This window comes from Streptomyces sp. NPDC041940, assembly GCF_055589465.1.
Genome location: NZ_JBVJBP010000003.1, coordinates 345,772 through 364,950, shown reverse-complemented (window position 1 = coordinate 364,950; position 19,179 = coordinate 345,772). Strand labels below are relative to the sequence as shown.

Sequence of the window (19,179 nt, the reverse complement as noted above, 5' to 3'; positions counted from 1 at the left end):
TCGGCCGCCGGACGCGCGCGGGCTAGGATCCCGGTCATGGCCCTGACCATGAACGACGTGGACCGGTTCGAGGCAGCGAGGCCCCGCCTGGAGGCCATCGCCTACCGTCTCCTGGGCTCCGCGAGCGAGGCCGAGGACGCCGTGCAGGAGACCTTCCTGCGCTGGCAGGCCGCCGACATCGACCGCGTCGAGGTTCCCGAGGCCTGGCTGACGAAGGTGCTCACCAACCTGTGCCTCAACCAGCTCACCTCGGCCCGTGCGCGGCGCGAGACCTACGTGGGCCAGTGGCTCCCCGAGCCGGTGCTCGCCGGGGACCCCATGCTCGGCCCGGCCGACACCGCCGAACAGCGCGAATCGGTCTCGTACGCGGTCCTCGCCCTGCTGGAGCGCCTGTCCCCCAACGAGCGGGCGGTGTACGTCCTGCGCGAGGCGTTCGGCTACCCGCACCGGGAGATCGCCGGGATCCTCGACATCACCGAGGCCGCCGGCCAGCAGATCTTCCACCGCGCCAAGAAGCACGTCGCGGACGGCAAGGCCCGCACCGAGATCGACGAGGCCACCGCCCGACGGGTCGTCGACGAGTTCCTCGCGGCCGCCACCAGCGGCCGGACCGAGCCGCTCGTGCGGCTGCTCACCCAGGACGCCATCGCGGTCGGCGACGGCGGCGGGAAGGTCCCGGCCCGCGCCAAGGCGTTCGAGGGTGCCCTCGCGGTCGCCAAGTTCATGCGGGGTCTGTTCAAGCCCGGCAAGGCCAAGCGCGACCTGGTCGGCGGCTCACCGGACGTCTACGCCACGACCGCAAACGGCGACCCGGCCCTGGTGGTGGTCCTCGACGGCCGGGTCATCGGCGTGATGTGTCTGGAGATCACCGCCGACGGCATCGCCGCGTTCCGCAACCAGGTCAACCCCGACAAGCTCGAACGCGCGACCAGGCGGTGGGCGGCCACCGACCACGGAGATCCCCTGCTCAGGGTCTTCTGACCCCGCCGACGACGATGTGACGTGCTTCACACGACGTTCCTGTCAGGAAACGACGGGCCGCCCGGTTCAAGGGGCGAATCCCGCTCACGACAGGAGCCCGAAATGCAGCACCGCATCGTCGTCCTCGGAGCCGGCTACACCGGAGCCATCGCCGCCGGCCGCCTCGCCGGGCGGCTGCACCGTGAAGACGTCGCCATCACCCTCGTCAACGCCGAGCCCGACTTCGTCGAGCGGGTCCGGATGCACCAGCTCGCGGCCGGTCAGGACCTCAGGCCCCGGCCCTTCAGCGAGATGTTCGCGGGCACCGGCGTCGCACTGAAGCTCGCACAGGTCACCGGCGTCGACGCCGACCGCGGGACCGTCACCGTCGTCGACGCGAACGGTGCCGGGGAGCCGCAGGCCGAGGAGCTGGCGTACGACACCCTCGTCTACGCCCTCGGCAGCGGCTGGAACGACCAGGGCGTCCCCGGCGTCGCCGAGCACGCCCACCAGATCGTCGGCCGCCCCGGCGCACTGCGGTTGCGCGAGCGCCTGGCACGCCTGGACGCCGGAGAGTCCGTGGTCGTCGTCGGCGGCGGGCTCACCGGCCTGGAGGCCGCGACCGAGATCGCCGAGGCCCGCCCGGACCTCGACGTCGCCCTCGCCGCCCGCGGCGAACTCGGCGACTGGCTCTCGCCCAAGGGCCGCCGACACGTACGGAAGGTCTTCGGCAAGCTCGGCATCACCGTCCACGAGCACGCCTCCGTCACCGGCGTCGAGGCCGATCACGTCACCACCGCCGACGGCGGGACCATCCCCGCCGCCGTCACCGTGTGGACCACCGGCTTCGCCGTCCACCCGCTCACGCAGGCCACCACCCTGGACGTCTCCGGCACCGGCCAGATCCTGGTCGACGGGACGATGCGCTCCGTCTCGCACCCGGACGTGTACGCCATCGGCGACGCGGCCCTGGCCATGGGCCCCGGTGACAAGCCGCTGCGGATGTCGTGCGCCTCCGGCACCCCCATGGCATGGCAGGCCGCCGACGCCATCGCGGCCCGCCTGACCGGCCGGAAGCTCCCGAACGTGCCGCTGCGCTACTTCAACCAGTGCATCTCACTGGGCCGCAAGGAAGGCCTGATCCAGTACGTCACCGCCGACGACCGCGCCGTCCGGGCGGCCCTGACGGGCCGGCTCGCCGCCGTCTACAAGGAAGTGATCTGCAAGGGCGCGGCCTGGGGCGTCGCCAACCCGCTGCTCGGCCTGCCGACCCGCCGCCGCCACGTCGTTCGGCAGCCGGCCGGGGCGGATTCGCCGCTCAGGGCAGCGGCCTGACGCGCCCGCCGGCCCGACGGCCTCACGCCCCGAGGCCGTCGAGCAGCATGGCGAGCCCTCCCAGGAACTCCTGGTCCGCGTCGATGTTCCGGGCGTCTCGCGCGGTTTGGGTCATGTGGGGGAACTCGGCGGGCGGCAGCTCGGTGATGTCCGCCGTCCCCGGGCCGGACAGGGGGCCGAGGTGTTCCAGCTGGATCGCTCCGATGACGTAACCGAGCAGGCCGCGCAGGGCGACGACCCGGCGTTCGCCCTCGATCCCCGCCTCGGTGAGGATGGCGGTCACCGTCTCCGACCAGCGCAGCACTCCGAGGGAGTGGTGCCGGTGGGTGATGGTCAGGGGGACGACCGCCGGATGGGCACCCACGGTGTCGCGCAGACGCCGCACCATGACCTCGATCCGCTCGCGGCATGACGCGTCGGGATCCGGTGGCTCGGTGTCCACGGCGTTCAGCACGAGCTCGACGACGAGCCGTTCGAGCTCCTCACGGTCGTGCACGTAGCGGTAGAGCCCCATGGTGCTCATGCCGAGCTCCTGGGCGACGGCGCGCATCGACAGCCCGGCGAGCCCGTCGCGGTCGATGACGGCGAGGGCGGCCGAGGCGAGCTGATCGGGGGTGAGGGAACGCGGGCGTGGCATGACGGTTGACAGCGTACGGCATACGCCTACGCTGGTAGGCGTATACCGTACGCCAACGGAGGGAACGTCCATGCGCCTGTCCCGTAGTCCGGTGGAGCCAGGGTCCACCGTGAACGCACGCACGCTCACCGCTGTCTCCGGCGACCAGGTCGCCGTTCCCGACCCGGACCGGCTGATCCACCTCCAGTTCCGGCGGTTCGCCGGCTGCCCGGTCTGCAACCTGCACCTGCGGTCGATCGTGCGGCGTCACGCGGAGATCGCGGCCGCCGGTGTACGCGAAGTCGTGGTCTTCCACTCGCCCGCCGAGGAACTGTCGCCCCACACCCCCGGTCTCCCGTTCGCCGTCGTCGCCGACCCCGCCAGACGGCTGTACGCGGAGTTCGGCGTGGAACGCTCGCCCCGCGCCCTGCTCAGCCCGCGGGCCTGGGCACCGATCGTGCGGGCGGTCCTCAGCGGCGTCCGGGAGGTTGTCCGCGGGCGGGAGCACCTGCCCGCGACCAGCCCGCACGGCGGCCGGCTCGGTCTTCCCGCCGACTTCCTCATCGCGCCCGACGGCCACGTCATCGCCGCCAAGTACGGCGAGCACGTCTACGACCAGTGGTCGGTCGACGAACTGCTGGAACTGGCGAACCGAGCGCCGCGTCCGTCGGTACGGACCTCACCACCCGGTGAGCAGCAGGTGGTTGAGCAGCAGGGCTAGCAGTGCCTGGGCGCTGAGCCAGGCGCGGGGGCCGGGCAGGAACGCGCACGCCGGGAGGAGCCACATCGCGAAGGGCAGCCAGATGCGTTCCGTCTCCGCCTTGCTCATCCCGGACAGGTCGGCGACCAGCAGGGCGAGGCACGCGGCGGACACGAGGAGCGCGAGGCGGGTCTCGGCGGCCCGGTCGGGGGTGTCGGTGCGGCGGTGCAGCAGCACCGCACCCGCCCGGCGCAGGCCCGCCGCGGTCGCCAGGCCCGTGATGAGCACCGTGCAGGCCAGGTTGGCCCACACCCAGTAGCCGTAGGGCCGGATGCCGCCCGCGCCCTGGTGGTAGCGCGTGACCAGCAGGTGGTAGGCCTCCCACCAGTCGAACCCGGCGAGCGTGAACGCCGTGGGAACGACGGCCAGTCCGGCGAGCAGCGGCACCAGCAGGGCGGGGCGCTCCCGGATCCCGTGCCGGCCGAGCGCCAGTACCGCCGCCGCGATCAGCGCGACGAGTGTGAGGCCGTACGACAGGTAGCAGGTCAGTCCGAACAGCAGACCCGATCCGCCCGCCCACCAGAGCGACCGTCGCGTGACCGCCAGTGCCAGCAGCGCCACCGCCCACGCCGCCACCGCCGCGAAGTACGCGTCGGCCGAGGTGCCCATCCACACGGCGGCCGGTGCCAGGACGAGGTAGGGGGCCGTCCTGCGGGCGAGCGTCTCGTCGGCCAGGACACGGATCGTGACCAGCACGGCGACGCAGGCCGTCGCGCCGACGGTGACGCACCACATGCCCGCCCAGCCACCGCCCCGCAGCCCGATCCGGTCCAGCAGGACGAAGGTGAGTGTGGCCGCGGGCGGGTGGCCGGCGACATGGGCGGGCCAGTTGTCGGGGGAGTCGAGAAGGATGTGGTGGGTGAAGTCCCGCAACGCCGCCGGGATGTCGTCGAAACGGTCGATGACCTGGAGGTACTCGTAGCGGCTGGTGAGCCTGTGGGCGATGCCGCGGTGCCAGCCGTCGATCAGGGCGAGGGAGCAGATCCATGACATGGCTGTGCCCCAGGCGGCGGGCAGCAGAGCGCGCCAGGGGAGGCGGGCCGCGAGAGTGGGACCGTAGGCCGCGGTGGCGATCGCGACCAGGACGGCCGCGGGAGTGCCGGGGGGGGGGGGGGGGGGGGGAGAGGGGGGGGGGGGGGGGGGGGGGGGGGCTGGGCCCCGCGTGCGGCCCCCAGGACGCCAGCAGGGGCGGCCAGTCGACGAACAGCGTGCGGCTGGTGCCCTGGATATGGCGGCCGATCAGTACGGCCGCCGTCACGAGCAGCGCGGCGGCCCCGGCGGCGTACAGGTCACGGCGGAGGGAGCGGTTCACAGTCGGAACGCTAGGTCGGCGGGGCGGGCGCATGCCGCTGTCCGGGCCGGACGTCAGCGTTTCGTCATGGGTCGCCTGCCCTTTCCGGGGGTGGTCCGGGCCTACCGTCGGGACATGCGAGACGACCCACGGCTTCCTTCCTCCCCGGGCTTCTGGCGCAGCCCCCTGCGCGGCCCCTGGTTCACCTCGGTGCTGGGCCTCGTCCTGCTCGTCGGCATCACCGTGCTGTTCGTGACCGGACTGGTCTCCTACGCCGCGTACAACCCGGGCCTGTCGCCGGTGAACGACAAGACCCCGGACAAGGGAGTCCTGGGCTTCTACCTGTTCGCATGGCCGACGAACCCGCACTGGCTCTACCGGCTCAACCAGGGCGTCCACGTCACCCTCGGCATCGCCCTGATCCCCGTGCTGCTGGCCAAGCTCTGGTCCGTGGTACCGAGGCTGTTCGCGCTGCCGCCGGCCCGCTCGCTCGCGCACGCCCTGGAGCGGATCTCGCTGCTGCTCCTGGTGGGCGGCGCGCTGTTCGAGTTCGTGACCGGTGTGCTCAACGTACAGCTCGACTACGTCTTCCCCGGTTCGTTCTACCCGCTGCACTTCTACGGAGCATGGGTGTTCTTCGCCGCCTTCGTCGCCCACGCCCTGCTGAAGATGCCCACGGCTCTGCGCAATCTGCGGCACCTTCGAGAAGAGCGGAACGACCTCGTCACTCCGCGTCCCGCCGAGCCGACCGTCTCCCGGCGGGGTGCCCTGTGGTTCGTCGGGGGCGGCTCGCTGCTGCTGTTCGCGACGACGGCCGGGCAGAACGTCGATGGTCCGCTGCGGCGCACCGCCCTCCTCGCACCCCACGGCGGCGGCGAACCCGGCAGCGGCCCGAACGGGTTCCAGATCAACAAGACGGCGGCGTACGCCGGGATCGACCCGGCCGGGACGGGCGAGGACGCGTGGCGGCTCGTCGTGACGGGGCGGACGGGCACCGTCCGCCTCAGCCGTGCCCAGCTCGCCGGACTCGCTCTGCACAGTTCGGCGTTGCCCATCGCCTGTGTGGAGGGCTGGTCGACATCGGACCAGTGGTGGCGCGGGGTGCGGCTGCGCGACCTCGCGGCGCTCGTCGGGTACGACGGCGACCCGCCGGACGTGTTCGTCGAGTCCCTTCAGGCACGCGGCGCCTTCCGCAAGGCCGCGCTGCGTGCCAACCAGGTGGCCGACGCGCGCTCCCTGCTCGCCCTGTACGTCAACGGCGAGGACCTGTCCCCCGACCACGGCTACCCGGCGCGGATCATCGTGCCCGCGGCGCCCGGTGTGCTCAACACCAAGTGGGTGGCCCGGATGACGTTCGGAGAGCTGTGATGCGACAGCCGCGGATCCCGCTCGGAAGCCCCCTCCAGCTTCTCCTGCTCGCCTGCTCGTTCGCGCTCGCCACCTACGCGGGGGTGCGGCTGCTCGCGGACGACTGGCTCGGCGTGGCGCTGTGGTTCGTGGGCGCGGCCCTGCTGCACGACCTCGTGCTGCTGCCGTTGTACGCGGCCCTGGACCGGGCGGTCGTACGAGGGCTCGGTGCGGTCCGCCGCCGGGAGTGGACGATGTACGTGCGCGTACCGGCGGCGTTCTCCGCGCTGCTCCTTCTTGTGTGGTTCCCGCTGATCAGCGGGATGGTGGAGCGGCGCTACCGATCCGCCACCGGCCTGCCGGCGGACGTGTTCCCCGCCCGCTGGCTGCTGATCACCGCCGTCCTCTTCGGCGGCTCGGCACTGCTGCTGGGGACACGCCTGCTGCGAGAGCGCAGGGCGCTGAAACGCCGTCCGCCGGCCGTCCACTGACCGGCCCTCGTCCAGCCCCGGGCGTACCGGAGCAGGGCGGGCGTGCCGAGCCGGGCCCAGGGGAAGGGGTCGTCGGCACCGTGTGGGTCCGTGAGGTCGACGACCCGTACCTGGGCTCGTTCGTCGATGTCCGCCGGGGCGGTCTCGGCGATCAGCAGGCCGCCGGGGCACAGGAGTTCGGCCACCCGGTCCAGCAGGGCACGTGGGTCGCCGCCGATGCCGATGTTGCCGTCCATGAGCAGGACGGTGTCCCAGCGGCCCTCGCCGGGCAGCGGCTCGTACACCGAACGCCGCAGCGCCTGACCGCCGAGTCGAGCCGTCCGGTCCACGGCGGCCTCGCTGACGTCGATGCCGAGGACGGCCCGGCCCCGGGCGGCGAGCTCCGCGACCAGCCGCCCGGGCCCGCACCCCACGTCCAGCACGGTCCCCTCGCACCGGTCCAGCACGTCCCGGTCGACGGCGTCGGCCCGGGCACACCAGCGTTCCACCTCCAGCGGCAGCAGCCAGCCGTCGGAGCGGCGCAGGAACAGGGGCCCGCGACCGGCGCGCAGGGCAGCGGCGTAGGGGTCGGCGGTCGCCCAGGCGAGGGCGGTGGCAGGCGCGGTGCTCATCGGGGGACGGCCGCGTACCGGGCCAGCCGCGCCGCGAACCGGCCGTGCGGGGCGAGCGCGGCGACCGCCTCGGCGTCGGCGGCGGTGTCCACGTCCCGCAGCCGGGGCAGGTCACGTACCCGCAGCCCGGCCAGGACGAGCCGCTCGCGTTGGACGGCGCCGGTCACCGGTGTGGACATCGGGACGCCGCGCAGCAGGGCGGGGTCGGGCTCCGCCAGGCCCAGTGCCCAGAAACCGCCGTCCTCCGCCGGGCCGAACCAGGCGTCGCCCTCGCCGAAGTCGACGGTGAGCAGCTCGGGCGTCACCTGGGGGGTGTCCATCCCGATGAGCAGGGCAGGTCCGGTACACCGCGCGAAGGCGTCCGCCAGCCGCTCGTCCAGTCCGCCGGCGCACTGCCCCACGACCTCGAGGCCGGCCGGCAGCCAGGGGCCGGGCTGCCCGTCGAGGACGAGGAGCCTGCGGTCGGCCGGGGTCGCCACGACCGCGTCCAGGGTGTCGGCGAGGGACGCCTCGGCGAGGGACGCGGCCTCCCGGGGCGTGAACGGCGGGGTGAGCCGCGTCTTGACCCGACCGGGGCGCGGCTCCTTGGCGATGACGAGGAGTGTGGTCACCGTGCCTCCCTTCCGACGGCCGGGGCCTCGCCCGGCGCTTCGGCCAGGACGCGGCTCATGTCCCGTACGGCATGCCAGGTGCCGCGCCATGTGCCCGTCACCTTCGAGGCCCCGGTGCGCGGCAGATACGGCACGTCGTGCTCGGCGATCCGCCAGCCCGCGTCGGCCGCGCGGACCACCATCTGGAGCGGATAGCCGCTGCGCCGGTCGGTGAGGCCGAGGGCGAGCAACGGCTCGCGGCGGGCGGCGCGCAGGGGGCCGAGGTCGCGCAGCCGCAGCCCGGTGCGGCTGCGCAGCATCCGCGCGAGCGCGAGGTTGCCGGCCCGGGCGTGCGCGGGCCACGCGCCCCGGCCCCGCGGGCGCCGCCTGCCGAGCACGAGGTCGGCCTCGCCCTCGCGTACTTCGCGCACGAAGGGGACGAGGAGCGACGGGTCGAGGGAGGCGTCGCAGTCGCAGAAGCACACCACGTCGGCGGTGGCGGCGGTCAGCCCGGCGTGGCAGGCCGCGCCGAAGCCCCGGCGCGGCTCGCTCACGACGGTCGCGCCCAACGCGCGCGCGACCTGGGCGGAGTCATCGGTGGAACCGTTGTCGACGACGAGTGCGCGCCAGCCCGGCGGGATCCGTTCGAGTACCCAGGGCAGGGCCTGGGCCTCGTTCAGGCAGGGCAGCACCACGTCGACGTCGGAAGGAGTCGTCGTCACGGTTTCACCCTACGAACGCGAATCGGTCATAACGGACTGCCGCTCCTTACGAAACGCGGACGTCGGCGGCCCGGAGGCCTCCGGGCACCGCATCGTCGGCGGCCCGGTGCCAGGCTGGAGGCATGCAGCAGCCCCATCAGCACGAGGAGACCCCCGACGGGCCCCCGCGGATCCTGGTCGTCGACGACGATCCGACCGTCGCCGAGGTCGTCGCCGGGTATCTGGACCGCGCCGGTTACGCCGTCGACCGCGCGGACGACGGCCCGACGGCCCTCACGCGTGCCGCCGCGCACTGGCCGGACCTGGTCGTCCTCGACCTGATGCTGCCCGGGATGGACGGCCTGGAGGTGTGCCGGCGGATGCGGGCGCAGGGGCCGGTGCCGGTCATCATGCTCACCGCGCGCGGCGACGAGGACGACCGCATCCTCGGCCTGGAGGTCGGCGCCGACGACTACGTCACCAAGCCCTTCAGCCCTCGCGAGCTGGTCCTGCGCGTGGAGTCGGTACTGCGCCGCAGCAGACCCGCCGCCCCCGGGCACCGGCTGGGCGCGGCCGGTCTGACCGTCGACCCGGCGGCCCGCCGGGCCACCCGGAACGGCACCGAACTCGCCCTCACCCTCCGAGAGTTCGACCTGCTCTCCTTCTTCCTGCGCCACCCGGGGCGGGCCTTCGGCCGTGAGGACCTGATGCGGGAGGTGTGGGGGTGGGACTTCGGCGATCTGTCGACGGTCACGGTCCACATCCGCCGTCTGCGGGGCAAGGTCGAGGACGACCCGGCCCGGCCCCGGCTGATCCAGACCGTGTGGGGCGTGGGCTACCGCTTCGACCCCGCCGGAGAGGAGGCCGGGTCGTGAACGACACCCTCCTCATCGCCCTGTACGCCTTCGCCGGTGCCGCGGCCACCGGCCTGGCCGGAGCGGGCGCGCTGCGCCTGATCCGGCGCCGCTCGCTCACCGCCTCGCTGGCCGTGGTCGCGGCGGTCGGTGTCGTCGCGATGCTCGCGGGCACCCTCGCCGTCGCCTGGGCGATGTTCCTGTCGGCCCACGACCTGACCGTCGTCACGACCGTCGTCGCCATGGCGGCCGTCGTGTCCCTCGCCACCGCGCTGTTGCTGGGCCGCTGGGTCGTGGCCCGCAGCCGCGAACTCGCCGTGGCCGCACGCTCCTTCGGCGACGGCGGGAAGTTCGCCGCTCCCGACGGACCGACGACCGCGGAACTGGACGTCCTGAGCCGCGAGTTGGCCGCCACCAGCGCCCGCCTCGCCGAGTCCCGGGATCGGGAGCGCGCACTCGAGACCTCCCGGCGCGAACTCGTCGCCTGGATCTCGCACGACCTGCGCACCCCGCTGGCCGGTCTGCGCGCCATGTCGGAGGCCCTGGAGGACGGCGTCGCCGCCGACCCCGACCGCTATCTGAAGCAGATGCGCACGGAGGTCGAACGCCTCAACGACATGGTCGGCGACCTCTTCGAACTCTCCCGCATCCACGCCGGCACCCTGCCCCTGGCCCTCACCCGGATCTCCCTGTACGACCTGGTCGGCGACGCGCTGGCGGGAGCCGATCCGCTGGCTCGGGAGTACGGAGTGCGGCTGGTGGGCGGCCGTGTCGAGCCGGTACCGGTGGAGGTGGACGGCAAGGAGATGAGCCGGGTGCTGGGCAACCTGCTGGTCAACGCGATCCGCCGGACCCCGTCCGACGGCACGGTCGCCATCTCCGCCGAACGTACCGCCGAGGGCGTCGTGCTGTCGGTGACGGACGCCTGCGGCGGTATCCCCGAGGAGGATCTGCCGCGCGTCTTCGACACCGGCTGGCGCGGCACGCACGCCCGGACACCCCCGGCGGGCGCGGGCCTCGGCCTCGCCATCGTCCGGGGAATCGTGGAGGCTCACCAGGGCCGGGCCACCGTTCGGAACGTCCCCGGCGGCTGCCGTTTCGAGGTGGTGCTGCCCGCCGCCGCTTCCTGAACACGGGCAGCACCACCGGTCTTTCACCGGCCGAGTCCGCAGGGCCGCTACGCGTTTCGCAGCCGGGCCCGCGCGAACTCCGCCATGCCCTCCTCGAAGCCGACCTCCGGCTTCCACCCCAGCCCGTCCCGCAGCCGCGACGAGTCCGCGGTGATGTGCCGTACGTCCCCGAGACGGTACTCGCCGGTGACGACCGGCTCGGGCCCGCCGTACGCGGCGGCCAGCGCCCGCGCCATCTCGCCGACGGTGTGCGGGTCGCCGCTGCCGGTGTTGTACGCCGTCAGCGCGCCCCGGGGCGCCTCGGCCTCCAGCGCCACCGCGCCCGCCTCCGCCACGTCGCGGACGTGCACGAAGTCCCGCCGCTGCCGCCCGTCCTCGAACACGCGCGGTGCCTCGCCCCGGGCGAGCGCCGAGCGGAAGAAGGAGGCGACACCGGCGTACGGGGTGTCGCGGGGCATGCCGGGCCCGTACACGTTGTGGTAGCGCAGCGACACCGCCGACCCGCCCGTGCAACGGGCCCACGCGGCGGCGAGATGCTCCTGGGTCAGCTTGGTCGTCGCGTACACGTTCCGGGGATCGGCCGGAGCGTCCTCGCCGACCAGCCCGGGGACGAGATCAGCCCCGCAGAGCGGACACGGCGGTTCGAACCGGCCCGCGTCGAGGTCGGCGACGGCACGCGGCCCGGGCCGTACGCCCCCGTGCCGGGGGCACTCGTACCGCCCCTCCCCGTAGACCACCATCGATCCGGCCAGCACCAGACGCCGTACGCCTGCCTCCGCCATGGCGGAGAGCAGCACGGCCGTCCCGAGATCGTTGTGCGAGACGTACGCCGCCGCGTCGGCGACCCCGTCCCCGAGCCCGACCATCGCGGCCTGGTGACACACGGCGTCCACACCGGCCAGGGCGCGGCGGACGGCCGCCGGGTCCCGCACGTCGGCGCCCGGTTCCTCCCGCATGTCGAACACGACCGGCTCGTGCCCACGCTCCCGCAGAGCGGTGACGACATGGGACCCGATGAACCCGGCACCGCCGGTGACCAGTACGCGCATACGGCCACGCTAGGCCCGCACCGGTGCGGCGCCACGGGACCGCGCCGGTACGTCATGACTCCGTAAGGTCGCGCGCCGTGCGCCGAACCGGGACAACACGGCGTTCACAGCGACGCGTTCTCCGGCGCCGTCGCCCAGGCGAAGCCGTCCGGGTCGGTGAAGGTCCCGGCGTCGCTGTCGACCGTGAGCCGGTGTGATCCGGTGCCGTCGGGTGAGATGCCGACGAGCTTGGCGAGGCCCCGGCGCTTGTACAGGGCCAGCTTGACCGGACCCGGCCCGGTGGCGAACTCGACGTACTTGCTGCCGAAGCTCTTCCCCACGGCGAGGCCGTGATCGACGTAGAACTGCTTGCTGGCCTTCACATCCTCGACGCCGAGCAGGAGCACGATCTCGTCGATCCGCCGGGTGGCCGGGCCGGTGTTCTTCTTGGCCGACGAGGCCACCTGCCAGATCGTCCCGTCCGGGGCCCGGACGACGCCCCCGTAACCCCAGAGCGACTTGGCGGCGGGCTTCAGGGTCGCGGCACCGGCGTCCGCGGCGGCGTCGACGAGGGCGTCCACGTCGGCCGGCTGGGACACCACGAGCGACAGCGTGAATCCGCGGAAGCCGGAGGTCGGTGCCTCCGAGGCCCGCAGGCGTACCTGCCCGCCCAGGCCGAAGGCGGTGGTGAGGAAGCGTTCGGCGGCGGTGGGGTCGGACACCTCGAGGGTGACGGATGCGATGGAGGTCATGACGTCGACGCTAGAGCGGCTTCGGAACCCACGCTTCTCGAATCCTGACCGGAACGGCGACGGGGCCGGGATGCCCGGCGTGCCGACGGCCCGGTCCGCGCCTAACGTGGGCCGGGCCAGCGCCGCCGCGGAGAGGAGCGTGCCATGCCGGTCGCTCACAGCCCCCTGCACGGTCGGACCGCCGTCGTGACCGGTGCGGCGCGCGGCCTCGGGGAGGCGATGGCCCGACAGCTGTGCCGCCGGGGCGCGCGGGTGGCGCTGCTCGGCCGTGAGGAGCGGACGCTGGCCCGGGTGCGGGACAGCCTTCACGGCGTGTCCGAGTGCTGGGAGGCCGATGTCACCGACGAGCGCAGGATGGCTCGCGTCGCCGACGAGATCCGTACGCGGTTCGGGCCGCCCTCGGTGGTGATCGCCAATGCGGGAGTCGCCGAGGGCGGACCGTTCGCCGAGGCCGATCTCGACGTCTGGCGCCGGGTCGTCGAGGTGAACCTCGTGGGCAGTGCCGTCACCGCGCGGACGTTCCTGGCGGATCTCCTGGACACGCGGGGCTACTTCCTCCAGGTCGCGTCGCTCGCGTCCATCGGGGCCGCGCCGATGATGAGCGCCTACTGCGCGTCGAAGGCCGGCGTCGAGTCGTTCGCCCACGCGCTGCAGGCGGAGGTCGCCCATCAGGGTGTGGGCGTGGGAATCGCGTACATCAACTGGACGGACACGGACATGGTCCGCGACGCCGACGCGCACGCGGTGCTGCGGGAGTTGCGCGGCCACATGCCGCGGCCGGCGCGCAAGGTGTATCCCGTCTCGTATGTCGCCGGCCGGCTGGTCACGGCGGCCGAACGCCGCCGGCCCTCGGTCTACATGCCCCGTTGGCTGCGGTACACCCAGCTGGTGCGGGCGGCGATGCCGCCGGTCGTCACGCGGCTGTCGCGCCGTGAACTGCCGCGTCTCGCCGCCCACGAGCCGTTCACGGCCACGGGGCTGCTCGGTGCCGGAGGCCGTGCCGACCAGGCGGCCGGCGTCGACACCCCGCCCGGTTGAACGCCCGCTCGGCGGTGTCGTGCATCCGTCGGCCGCTACGCGTCCGAAGTGGTCGTGTGAGAGCGAACGCGGCCCCTCGCCCGCCGCGACAGGCGCGGACCCGCTGTCGCGGCCATGATCGAGGGAGCCGGGCCACAACGCCGGAGCGCACACGTGGAGGAGCCGATCGTGGACACAGGCGGACAACGGGACGCACAGCGGCTGCACTGTCTGGTGACCGGAGCGTCCGGATACGTCGGCGGGCGTCTGGTGCCGGAACTGCTCCAGGCCGGCCACCGGGTCCGGTGTCTGGCCCGCTCACCCGGCAAGCTTCGCGATCACCCCTGGGCGGGGCACGCCGAGACGGTCCGGGGCGATGTCACGGACGCCGATTCGGTAGCCGCCGCGATGCGAGGTGTCGACGTCGCGTACTACCTGGTGCACGCCCTGGGGACCGGTCCGGGCTTCGAGGACACCGACCGCAGGGCGGCCCGGGTCTTCGCCGAGCAGGCGCGGGCCGCCGGTGTGCGGCGGATCGTCTACCTCGGCGGGCTCACACCCCGGGACGTTCCGGAAGACTCCCTCTCCCCGCATCTGCGGTCCAGGGCCGAGGTGGGACGCGTCTTCCTCGACGCGCCGGTCCCGGCCACCGTGTTGCGGGCGGCGGTCGTCATCGGTTCGGGATCGGCCTCCTTCGAGATGCTGCGCTATCTGACCGAGCGGCTGCCGGTCATGGTCACGCCCAGTTGGGTGCACACCCGGACGCAGCCGATCGGTGTACGGGACGTGCTGCGGTACCTCGTCGGTTCGGCCGCGATGCCGGATGACGTCGACCGCGCGTTCGACATCGGTGGGCCGGACGTCCTCACGTACCGGGAGATGATGGACCAGTACGCCAAGGTGGCCGGGCTGCGGCGCAGGCTCATCGTTCCGGTGCCGGTGCTCACCCCGAGGCTGTCCAGCCACTGGGTCGGTCTGGTCACCCCGGTGCCCGCCGCGCTCGCCCGGCCGCTGACGGAGTCGCTGCGCCACGAGGTCGTGTGCCGCGAGCACGACATCGCCCGGTACGTGCCCGACCTGCCGGGCCGGCCGCTGCCCTTCGACGCGGCGCTGGCACTGGCACTGCGCAAGGTGCGGGAGGCGCAGGTCGTCACCCGCTGGTCGTCCGCCGCCGTGCCCGGAGCGCCCAGCGATCCCCTGCCCACCGACCCGGACTGGGCGGGCGGCAGCCTCTACGACGACGAGCGGCACCTCTCGGTGGACGCGTCCCGGGAGTCGCTGTGGAGGGTGATCGAGGGCATCGGCGGCGACAACGGCTGGTACTCCTTCCCGCTCGCCTGGACGGTCCGGGGCTGGCTGGACCGTTTCGTCGGCGGTGTCGGTCTGCGGCGCGGGCGACGTGACGCCGAGCGCCTGCGGGCCGGCGACTCCCTGGACTTCTGGCGGGTCGAGGAGATCGAGCCGGGCCGGCTGCTGCGACTGCGCGCGGAGATGCGCCTGCCCGGTCTCGCGTGGCTGGAGATGTACGCGGAGACGGACGACGCGGGCCGCACGCGCTACCGGCAGCGCGCCCTCTTCCATCCCCGGGGTCTGCTGGGGCATGCCTACTGGTGGTCCCTCTCCCCGTTTCACGCCGTCGTCTTCGGAGGCATGGCCCGCAACATCACCCAGGCCGCCGCCAAGGGCATGAGCGCGCGCCGGGCCGGCCCGCGTCCCGGCCGCATCCGGATCACGCGCCGCGACCGAAGAGTCAGGCAGTAGAGATCCACCTCGCGATCCCCATCGCACGGCACCCTCAGGAGAGTCGCCATGACCGTCGCGGTCGTCTTGTTCACCTCGGATCTGCGGGTGCACGACCATCCGCCGCTGCGCGCCGCACTGGCGTGGGCGGACGAGGTGGTGCCGCTCTTCGTCCGCGACCCCGGTGTCCACGCGGCGGGCTTCGACGTGCCCAACCGCAGCGCCTTCCTGGCCGACTGCCTGACCGACCTCGACGCCTCGCTGCGCCGGCGCGGCGGCCGGCTCGTCGTACGCAAGGGCCCGGTCGTCCAGGAGGTCTGCGCGGTGGCCGCCGAGTGCGAGGCGACGGAGGTGCACATCGCGGCGGGCGTCACCGGCTACGCCCATGGGCGGGAGGAGCAGTTGCGGGACGCGCTGCGCGGACAGGGCGTGGCGCTGCACGTGCACGACGGCGTGATCACGGCCGTCGCACCCGGCGCCGTGACGCCCGCGGGCAACGACCACTTCGCCGTGTTCACCCCCTACTTCCGCCGCTGGTCGCAGGAGCGGCCGAGGGACATCTGTCCGGCGCCGCGCGTCGTGCGCGTCCCTGGCGCCGTGCGGGGCGAGCCACTGCCCTCCCGGGACGAGGTGTCCGGCATCTCGCCGGGCCTGCCCACCGGCGGCGAGGCGGCTGGGCGCGACCGGTTCTCCCGCTGGGTACGCAGCGGCCTCTCCGCGTACGAGGACGGGCACGACGATCTGGCGGGCGACGCGACCTCCAGGCTCTCGCCCTATCTGCACTTCGGTGCCCTGTCGCCGGTGGAAATGGTCCAGCGGGCCCGCGAGCGCGGCGGGCCGGGGGCGGAGGCGTACGTACGGCAGCTGTGCTGGCGGGACTTCCACCACCAGGTGCTGGCGGCGCGCCCGGACGCCTCACGGGAGGACTACCGGACCCGGCACGACCAGTGGCGGAGCGAGGACGAGGCCGCCGAGGACATCGCCGCGTGGCGGGAGGGCCGCACCGGCTACCCGGTCGTCGACGCGGCCATGCGCCAGCTGCGCCACGAGGGCTGGATGCACAACCGGGCGCGGCTGCTGACGGCGAGTTTCCTGGCCAAGACCCTGTACGTGGACTGGCGGATCGGCGCCCGGCACTTCCTGGACCTGCTGGTGGACGGCGACGTCGTCAACAACCAGCTCAACTGGCAGTGGGTCGCCGGGACCGGCACCGACACCCGTCCCCACCGCGTCCTCAACCCGGTCGTCCAGGGCAAGCGCTTCGACCCGGCGGGAGGGTACGTACGGCGCTGGGTGCCGGAACTGTCGGAGGTGCCCGATGCCCGCATCCATGAGCCCTGGCGGCTGCCCGAAGAGGAACGGGCGCGGGTGGACTACCCGCAGCCGCTGATCGATCTCGGTGAGGGCCTGGCACGGTTCAAGCACGCGCGCGGCCGGGACTGACGGCGGGAGCGCCGCATGCACTGGCTCTTCGGTGATCAGCTGGGTCCGCATTTCCTGCGGCCGTCGCAGGACAGCGGCCTCACCCGCGACACGCCGCTGCTGATGATCGAGGCCCGGTCGGTGTTCCGGCGCCGGCGCTTCCACCGTGCCAAGGCGCACCTGGTCCTGTCCGCCATGCGTCACCGGGCGGCCGAACTCGGCGACCGCGTCACCTATGTGCGCGCTGACACCTACCGGGAAGGGCTCGACCGGGCGGCGCGCGGCCGGGCCCTGACCGTGCACCACCCGACCTCGTACGCCGCGCTGCGGCTGGTGCGCTCGCTGCCGCGGGTCACGACGGGCCCGGCGCGCGGATTCCTGGTGCCCATGGACGACTTCGCCGCCTGGGCCGACGGTCAGGGCGGCAGGAGCTTGCGTCAGGAGGACTTCTACCGCTGGGTCCGGCGGGGACACGACCTGCTGATGGACGGCGAACGGCCCGCGGGCGGCCGGTGGAACCTCGATCACGACAACCGGGAGCCGCCGCCCCGTGGCGCGGCCGCCCTGCCGGTCGACCGGCCCTACCGGCCGCGCGAGGACGACATCGACGAGCGGGTCCGCCACGACCTCGACCGCTGGGAGAAGGACGGCGACGTGCGCTTCGTCGGGCGGGACGGGCCACGGCTGTTCCCCGCGACCCGCGCCGAGGCCCGGGCGGCCCTGCGGCGCTTCGTCGAGCGCAGGCTCACCGCGTTCGGGCCGTACGAGGACGCCATGCTCGCCGCCGATCCCGTCATGAGCCACAGCCTGCTGTCGTCCTCGCTCAATCTGGGGCTGCTCGATCCCGCCGAGTGCGTCGAGCGGGCCGAAGCGGCGTGGCGCGAGGGACAAGCACCGCTGAACAGCGTCGAGGGCTTCGTCCGGCAGATCGCCGGCTGGCGCGAGTACGTGTGGCAGCTGTACTGGCACTTCGGTGAGGACTACCGGAACTCCAACGTGCTCCGCCACACCGCCCCGTTGCCGGACTGGTGGAACGACCTGGACGCGGACGACGTGGCGGCGCGCTGTCTGCGCACGGTGCTGTCCCAGGTGCGCGACACGGGATGGACCCACCACATCCCCCGGCTGATGATCCTCGGCAGCTACGCGCTCCAGCGGGGCTGGGATCCGGCCGCGGTCACCGACTGGTTCCACCGCTGTTTCGTCGACGGCTACGACTGGGTGATGGTGCCCAATGTCGTCGGCATGTCCCAGTACGCCGACGGCGGCCGTATGACCACCAAGCCGTACACGTCCGGCGGTGCCTATGTGAACCGGATGAGCGATCTGTGCGGCTCGTGCGTCTACCGGCCCGGGGACCGGACCGGCGCACAGGCGTGCCCCTACACCGCGGGGTACTGGGCCTTCCTCGACCGGCACCGCTCCGGGCTGGAGCGCAACCACCGCATGGCACGGGCGGTGCGCGGCCTGGACCGGCTCGCCGACCTCGCCGACGTGCGGCGCCAGGAGCGGGCCCGCGGTGACTCACCGCCCTGACACGACCGACTCCAGCACCGCCAGGGCCTCGGCCAGGCCGGGGGGATGGGGCAGCCCGGCAAGGGTCTGACCGGCCCAGCCCGGCCCCAGGGTCAGGACGACCGGCTTCCTGCGGGCACCGCGCACCCCCCATTCCATCGCCGCCACGTGCTGAGCCAGCGGCCGGCTGGCCGTGGTGCGGGACTGTGCCCACAGGCCCACCGCGGCCGGTCCGGTCCTGCGCACCGCAGCGACGACGGACTCGACGGGCAGCGCGGCACCGAACATGCGCACCGGCAGACCGCGTTCGGCCAGTGCGGCGGCCAGCACCTCCAGCGGCAGGGTGTGGTTCTCCCCCGGGACGCAGGCGAGCACCGTGGTGATGCCGGGGCCGTCGGCGACCACGGGCGGGGCGCTGCGGCGCAGCGCCCCGGAGACGTGCCAGGACAGGAAGTGCTCCACCTCCACGTACTTCTCGCCCGAGCTCTCCCACTTGCGTCCGGTCGCCTGCAGCGTGGGCATGATCACCTCGGTCCAGGCGGTGACCAGCCCGTGGTCGGCGATCGCCGCCAGCAGCAGTTCGTCCAGAGCGGCGGCGTCGAGACGCAGGGCGGCACGGGCTATCCCCCGGGACTCCTGACGCACGTCGCCGAGCCGCATGCCGCTCCCGGCCCGGCTGCGGCGCGGCGGTGGCGGGAGGGGGGCCCGGGTGCGCGGGACCGCGTCCGGCGGCGTATCGCCGAGTGCCGTGCGCGCGGCCTCGGCGGGGGGCAGCCCGGTCGCCGTCAGGGCGCACATCCGCTCCAGACGGGCCACGTCCGCGGCGGTCCAGCGGCGGTGCCGGCCGCCGGTGTGCGCGTCGGGCCCGATGCCGTAGCGGCGGTCCCAGGAACGGACCGTGGTGGGCGCCACCCCGAGGCGCCTCGCCACTTCTCCGGTGGTGAGCCCGCCGTGCCCCGGTTCCTCGTCGTGCCGGCCATCGCCGTCACCTCTGCTCACGGGCCCCACTGTACGACGCA

Annotated in this window: 17 protein-coding genes and 1 pseudogene; 10 read left to right on the top strand and 8 right to left on the bottom strand. The window is 73.6% G+C overall.

Annotated elements, in window-relative coordinates; all coding sequences use genetic code 11:
* Positions 1-36: 36 nt before the first annotated feature.
* Both sigJ and ACZ6I3_RS08950 read left to right on the top strand, forming a co-directional pair.
* Complete coding sequence (sigJ, locus tag ACZ6I3_RS08955) at positions 37-981, top strand: RNA polymerase sigma factor SigJ (RefSeq protein ID WP_469412997.1); 945 nt, start codon at positions 37-39, stop codon at positions 979-981.
* A 102-nt stretch (positions 982-1,083) separates the two neighbouring features.
* Positions 1,084-2,295 (top strand): NAD(P)/FAD-dependent oxidoreductase, encoded by a 1,212-nt coding sequence (locus ACZ6I3_RS08950; protein ID WP_469412994.1) that lies wholly within the window; start codon positions 1,084-1,086, stop codon positions 2,293-2,295.
* Positions 2,296-2,317: 22 nt separating this feature from the next.
* Here the strand turns inward: ACZ6I3_RS08950 and ACZ6I3_RS08945 are convergent, their stop codons facing one another.
* On the bottom strand, positions 2,318-2,932 hold the full coding sequence (locus tag ACZ6I3_RS08945; protein WP_469412993.1) for a TetR/AcrR family transcriptional regulator: 615 nt from the start codon (positions 2,930-2,932) through the stop codon (positions 2,318-2,320).
* 70 nt (positions 2,933-3,002) lie between these two features.
* Here ACZ6I3_RS08945 and ACZ6I3_RS08940 point away from each other — a divergent pair, with 70 nt between their 5' ends.
* The gene (locus tag ACZ6I3_RS08940; protein WP_469412992.1) at positions 3,003-3,632 is read left to right on the top strand and encodes a peroxiredoxin-like family protein; all 630 of its coding nucleotides are present in this window, start codon (positions 3,003-3,005) and stop codon (positions 3,630-3,632) included.
* Here the strand turns inward: ACZ6I3_RS08940 and ACZ6I3_RS08935 are convergent.
* Positions 3,591-5,016, bottom strand: a pseudogene (locus tag ACZ6I3_RS08935) (hypothetical protein). The gene ACZ6I3_RS08940 and the pseudogene ACZ6I3_RS08935 sit on opposite strands and share 42 nt — an antisense overlap.
* Before the next feature lie 81 nt (positions 5,017-5,097).
* Between ACZ6I3_RS08935 and ACZ6I3_RS08930 the strand changes: the two are divergent.
* Positions 5,098-6,330 (top strand): molybdopterin-dependent oxidoreductase, encoded by a 1,233-nt coding sequence (locus ACZ6I3_RS08930; protein ID WP_469412990.1) that lies wholly within the window; start codon positions 5,098-5,100, stop codon positions 6,328-6,330.
* A 316-nt stretch (positions 6,331-6,646) separates the two neighbouring features.
* On the opposite strand, the gene ACZ6I3_RS08925 is transcribed toward ACZ6I3_RS08930, so the two are convergent.
* Genes ACZ6I3_RS08925 through ACZ6I3_RS08915 form a run of 3 tightly spaced genes read right to left on the bottom strand, consistent with a single transcriptional unit; the run spans position 6,647 to position 8,723 of the window.
* Entirely contained in the window at positions 6,647-7,411 is a 765-nt protein-coding gene (locus ACZ6I3_RS08925; RefSeq protein ID WP_469412989.1) for a class I SAM-dependent methyltransferase, read from the bottom strand.
* Positions 7,408-8,022: a TIGR04282 family arsenosugar biosynthesis glycosyltransferase gene (locus ACZ6I3_RS08920; RefSeq protein ID WP_469412987.1), complete on the bottom strand. Its 615-nt coding sequence runs from the start codon at positions 8,020-8,022 to the stop codon at positions 7,408-7,410. The genes ACZ6I3_RS08925 and ACZ6I3_RS08920 overlap by 4 nt, the downstream gene beginning before the upstream one ends.
* On the bottom strand, positions 8,019-8,723 hold the full coding sequence (locus tag ACZ6I3_RS08915; protein WP_469412985.1) for a glycosyltransferase family 2 protein: 705 nt from the start codon (positions 8,721-8,723) through the stop codon (positions 8,019-8,021). The genes ACZ6I3_RS08920 and ACZ6I3_RS08915 overlap by 4 nt, the downstream gene beginning before the upstream one ends.
* 122 nt (positions 8,724-8,845) lie before the next feature.
* On the opposite strand from ACZ6I3_RS08915, the gene ACZ6I3_RS08910 reads away from it, so the two are divergent.
* Both ACZ6I3_RS08910 and ACZ6I3_RS08905 read left to right on the top strand, forming a co-directional pair.
* Entirely contained in the window at positions 8,846-9,577 is a 732-nt protein-coding gene (locus ACZ6I3_RS08910; RefSeq protein ID WP_469412984.1) for a response regulator transcription factor, read from the top strand.
* The gene (locus ACZ6I3_RS08905) at positions 9,574-10,686 is read left to right on the top strand and encodes a sensor histidine kinase (protein ID WP_469412982.1); all 1,113 of its coding nucleotides are present in this window, start codon (positions 9,574-9,576) and stop codon (positions 10,684-10,686) included. Before ACZ6I3_RS08910 ends, ACZ6I3_RS08905 begins: the two co-directional genes overlap by 4 nt.
* Before the next feature lie 47 nt (positions 10,687-10,733).
* Here ACZ6I3_RS08905 and ACZ6I3_RS08900 read toward each other — a convergent pair whose 3' ends face one another.
* Both ACZ6I3_RS08900 and ACZ6I3_RS08895 read right to left on the bottom strand, forming a co-directional pair.
* Positions 10,734-11,735, bottom strand: a complete 1,002-nt coding sequence (locus tag ACZ6I3_RS08900; protein ID WP_469412980.1) for an NAD-dependent epimerase/dehydratase family protein — start codon at positions 11,733-11,735, stop codon at positions 10,734-10,736.
* Positions 11,736-11,839: 104 nt separating this feature from the next.
* Positions 11,840-12,466 (bottom strand): glyoxalase, encoded by a 627-nt coding sequence (locus ACZ6I3_RS08895; protein ID WP_469412978.1) that lies wholly within the window; start codon positions 12,464-12,466, stop codon positions 11,840-11,842.
* Positions 12,467-12,610: 144 nt separating this feature from the next.
* Between ACZ6I3_RS08895 and ACZ6I3_RS08890 the strand changes: the two genes are divergently transcribed.
* The 4 genes from ACZ6I3_RS08890 to ACZ6I3_RS08875 all read left to right on the top strand — a co-directional run bounded on the left by ACZ6I3_RS08890 (position 12,611) and on the right by ACZ6I3_RS08875 (position 18,181).
* Positions 12,611-13,504, top strand: coding sequence for an SDR family oxidoreductase (locus tag ACZ6I3_RS08890; RefSeq protein ID WP_469412977.1), 894 nt, complete (start codon positions 12,611-12,613; stop codon positions 13,502-13,504).
* Between the two features lie 168 nt (positions 13,505-13,672).
* Complete coding sequence (locus ACZ6I3_RS08885) at positions 13,673-15,244, top strand: SDR family oxidoreductase (protein WP_469412975.1); 1,572 nt, start codon at positions 13,673-13,675, stop codon at positions 15,242-15,244.
* 48 nt (positions 15,245-15,292) lie between these two features.
* Entirely contained in the window at positions 15,293-16,666 is a 1,374-nt protein-coding gene (locus tag ACZ6I3_RS08880; RefSeq protein ID WP_469412974.1) for a cryptochrome/photolyase family protein, read from the top strand.
* A 15-nt stretch (positions 16,667-16,681) separates the two neighbouring features.
* Positions 16,682-18,181 (top strand): cryptochrome/photolyase family protein, encoded by a 1,500-nt coding sequence (locus ACZ6I3_RS08875; RefSeq protein WP_469412973.1) that lies wholly within the window; start codon positions 16,682-16,684, stop codon positions 18,179-18,181.
* Here the strand turns inward: ACZ6I3_RS08875 and ACZ6I3_RS08870 are convergent.
* Positions 18,170-19,159: a MerR family transcriptional regulator gene (locus ACZ6I3_RS08870; protein WP_469412971.1), complete on the bottom strand. Its 990-nt coding sequence runs from the start codon at positions 19,157-19,159 to the stop codon at positions 18,170-18,172. The two genes, ACZ6I3_RS08875 and ACZ6I3_RS08870, sit on opposite strands and share 12 nt — an antisense overlap.
* Between the last annotated feature and the right edge of the window lie 20 nt (positions 19,160-19,179).

Excerpts from the sequence above, each read along its gene's own strand:
- sigJ (WP_469412997.1), top strand. The coding sequence starts at position 37 with ATGGCCCTGACCATGAACGACGTGGACCGGTTCGAGGCAGCGAGGCCC.
- ACZ6I3_RS08950 (WP_469412994.1), top strand. The coding sequence starts at position 1,084 with ATGCAGCACCGCATCGTCGTCCTCGGAGCCGGCTACACCGGAGCCATC.
- ACZ6I3_RS08945 (WP_469412993.1), bottom strand. The coding sequence starts at position 2,932 with ATGCCACGCCCGCGTTCCCTCACCCCCGATCAGCTCGCCTCGGCCGCC.
- ACZ6I3_RS08940 (WP_469412992.1), top strand. The coding sequence starts at position 3,003 with ATGCGCCTGTCCCGTAGTCCGGTGGAGCCAGGGTCCACCGTGAACGCA.
- ACZ6I3_RS08930 (WP_469412990.1), top strand. The coding sequence starts at position 5,098 with ATGCGAGACGACCCACGGCTTCCTTCCTCCCCGGGCTTCTGGCGCAGC.
- ACZ6I3_RS08925 (WP_469412989.1), bottom strand. The coding sequence starts at position 7,411 with ATGAGCACCGCGCCTGCCACCGCCCTCGCCTGGGCGACCGCCGACCCC.
- ACZ6I3_RS08910 (WP_469412984.1), top strand. The coding sequence starts at position 8,846 with ATGCAGCAGCCCCATCAGCACGAGGAGACCCCCGACGGGCCCCCGCGG.
- ACZ6I3_RS08900 (WP_469412980.1), bottom strand. The coding sequence starts at position 11,735 with ATGCGCGTACTGGTCACCGGCGGTGCCGGGTTCATCGGGTCCCATGTC.
- ACZ6I3_RS08895 (WP_469412978.1), bottom strand. The coding sequence starts at position 12,466 with ATGACCTCCATCGCATCCGTCACCCTCGAGGTGTCCGACCCCACCGCC.
- ACZ6I3_RS08890 (WP_469412977.1), top strand. The coding sequence starts at position 12,611 with ATGCCGGTCGCTCACAGCCCCCTGCACGGTCGGACCGCCGTCGTGACC.
- ACZ6I3_RS08880 (WP_469412974.1), top strand. The coding sequence starts at position 15,293 with ATGACCGTCGCGGTCGTCTTGTTCACCTCGGATCTGCGGGTGCACGAC.
- ACZ6I3_RS08875 (WP_469412973.1), top strand. The coding sequence starts at position 16,682 with ATGCACTGGCTCTTCGGTGATCAGCTGGGTCCGCATTTCCTGCGGCCG.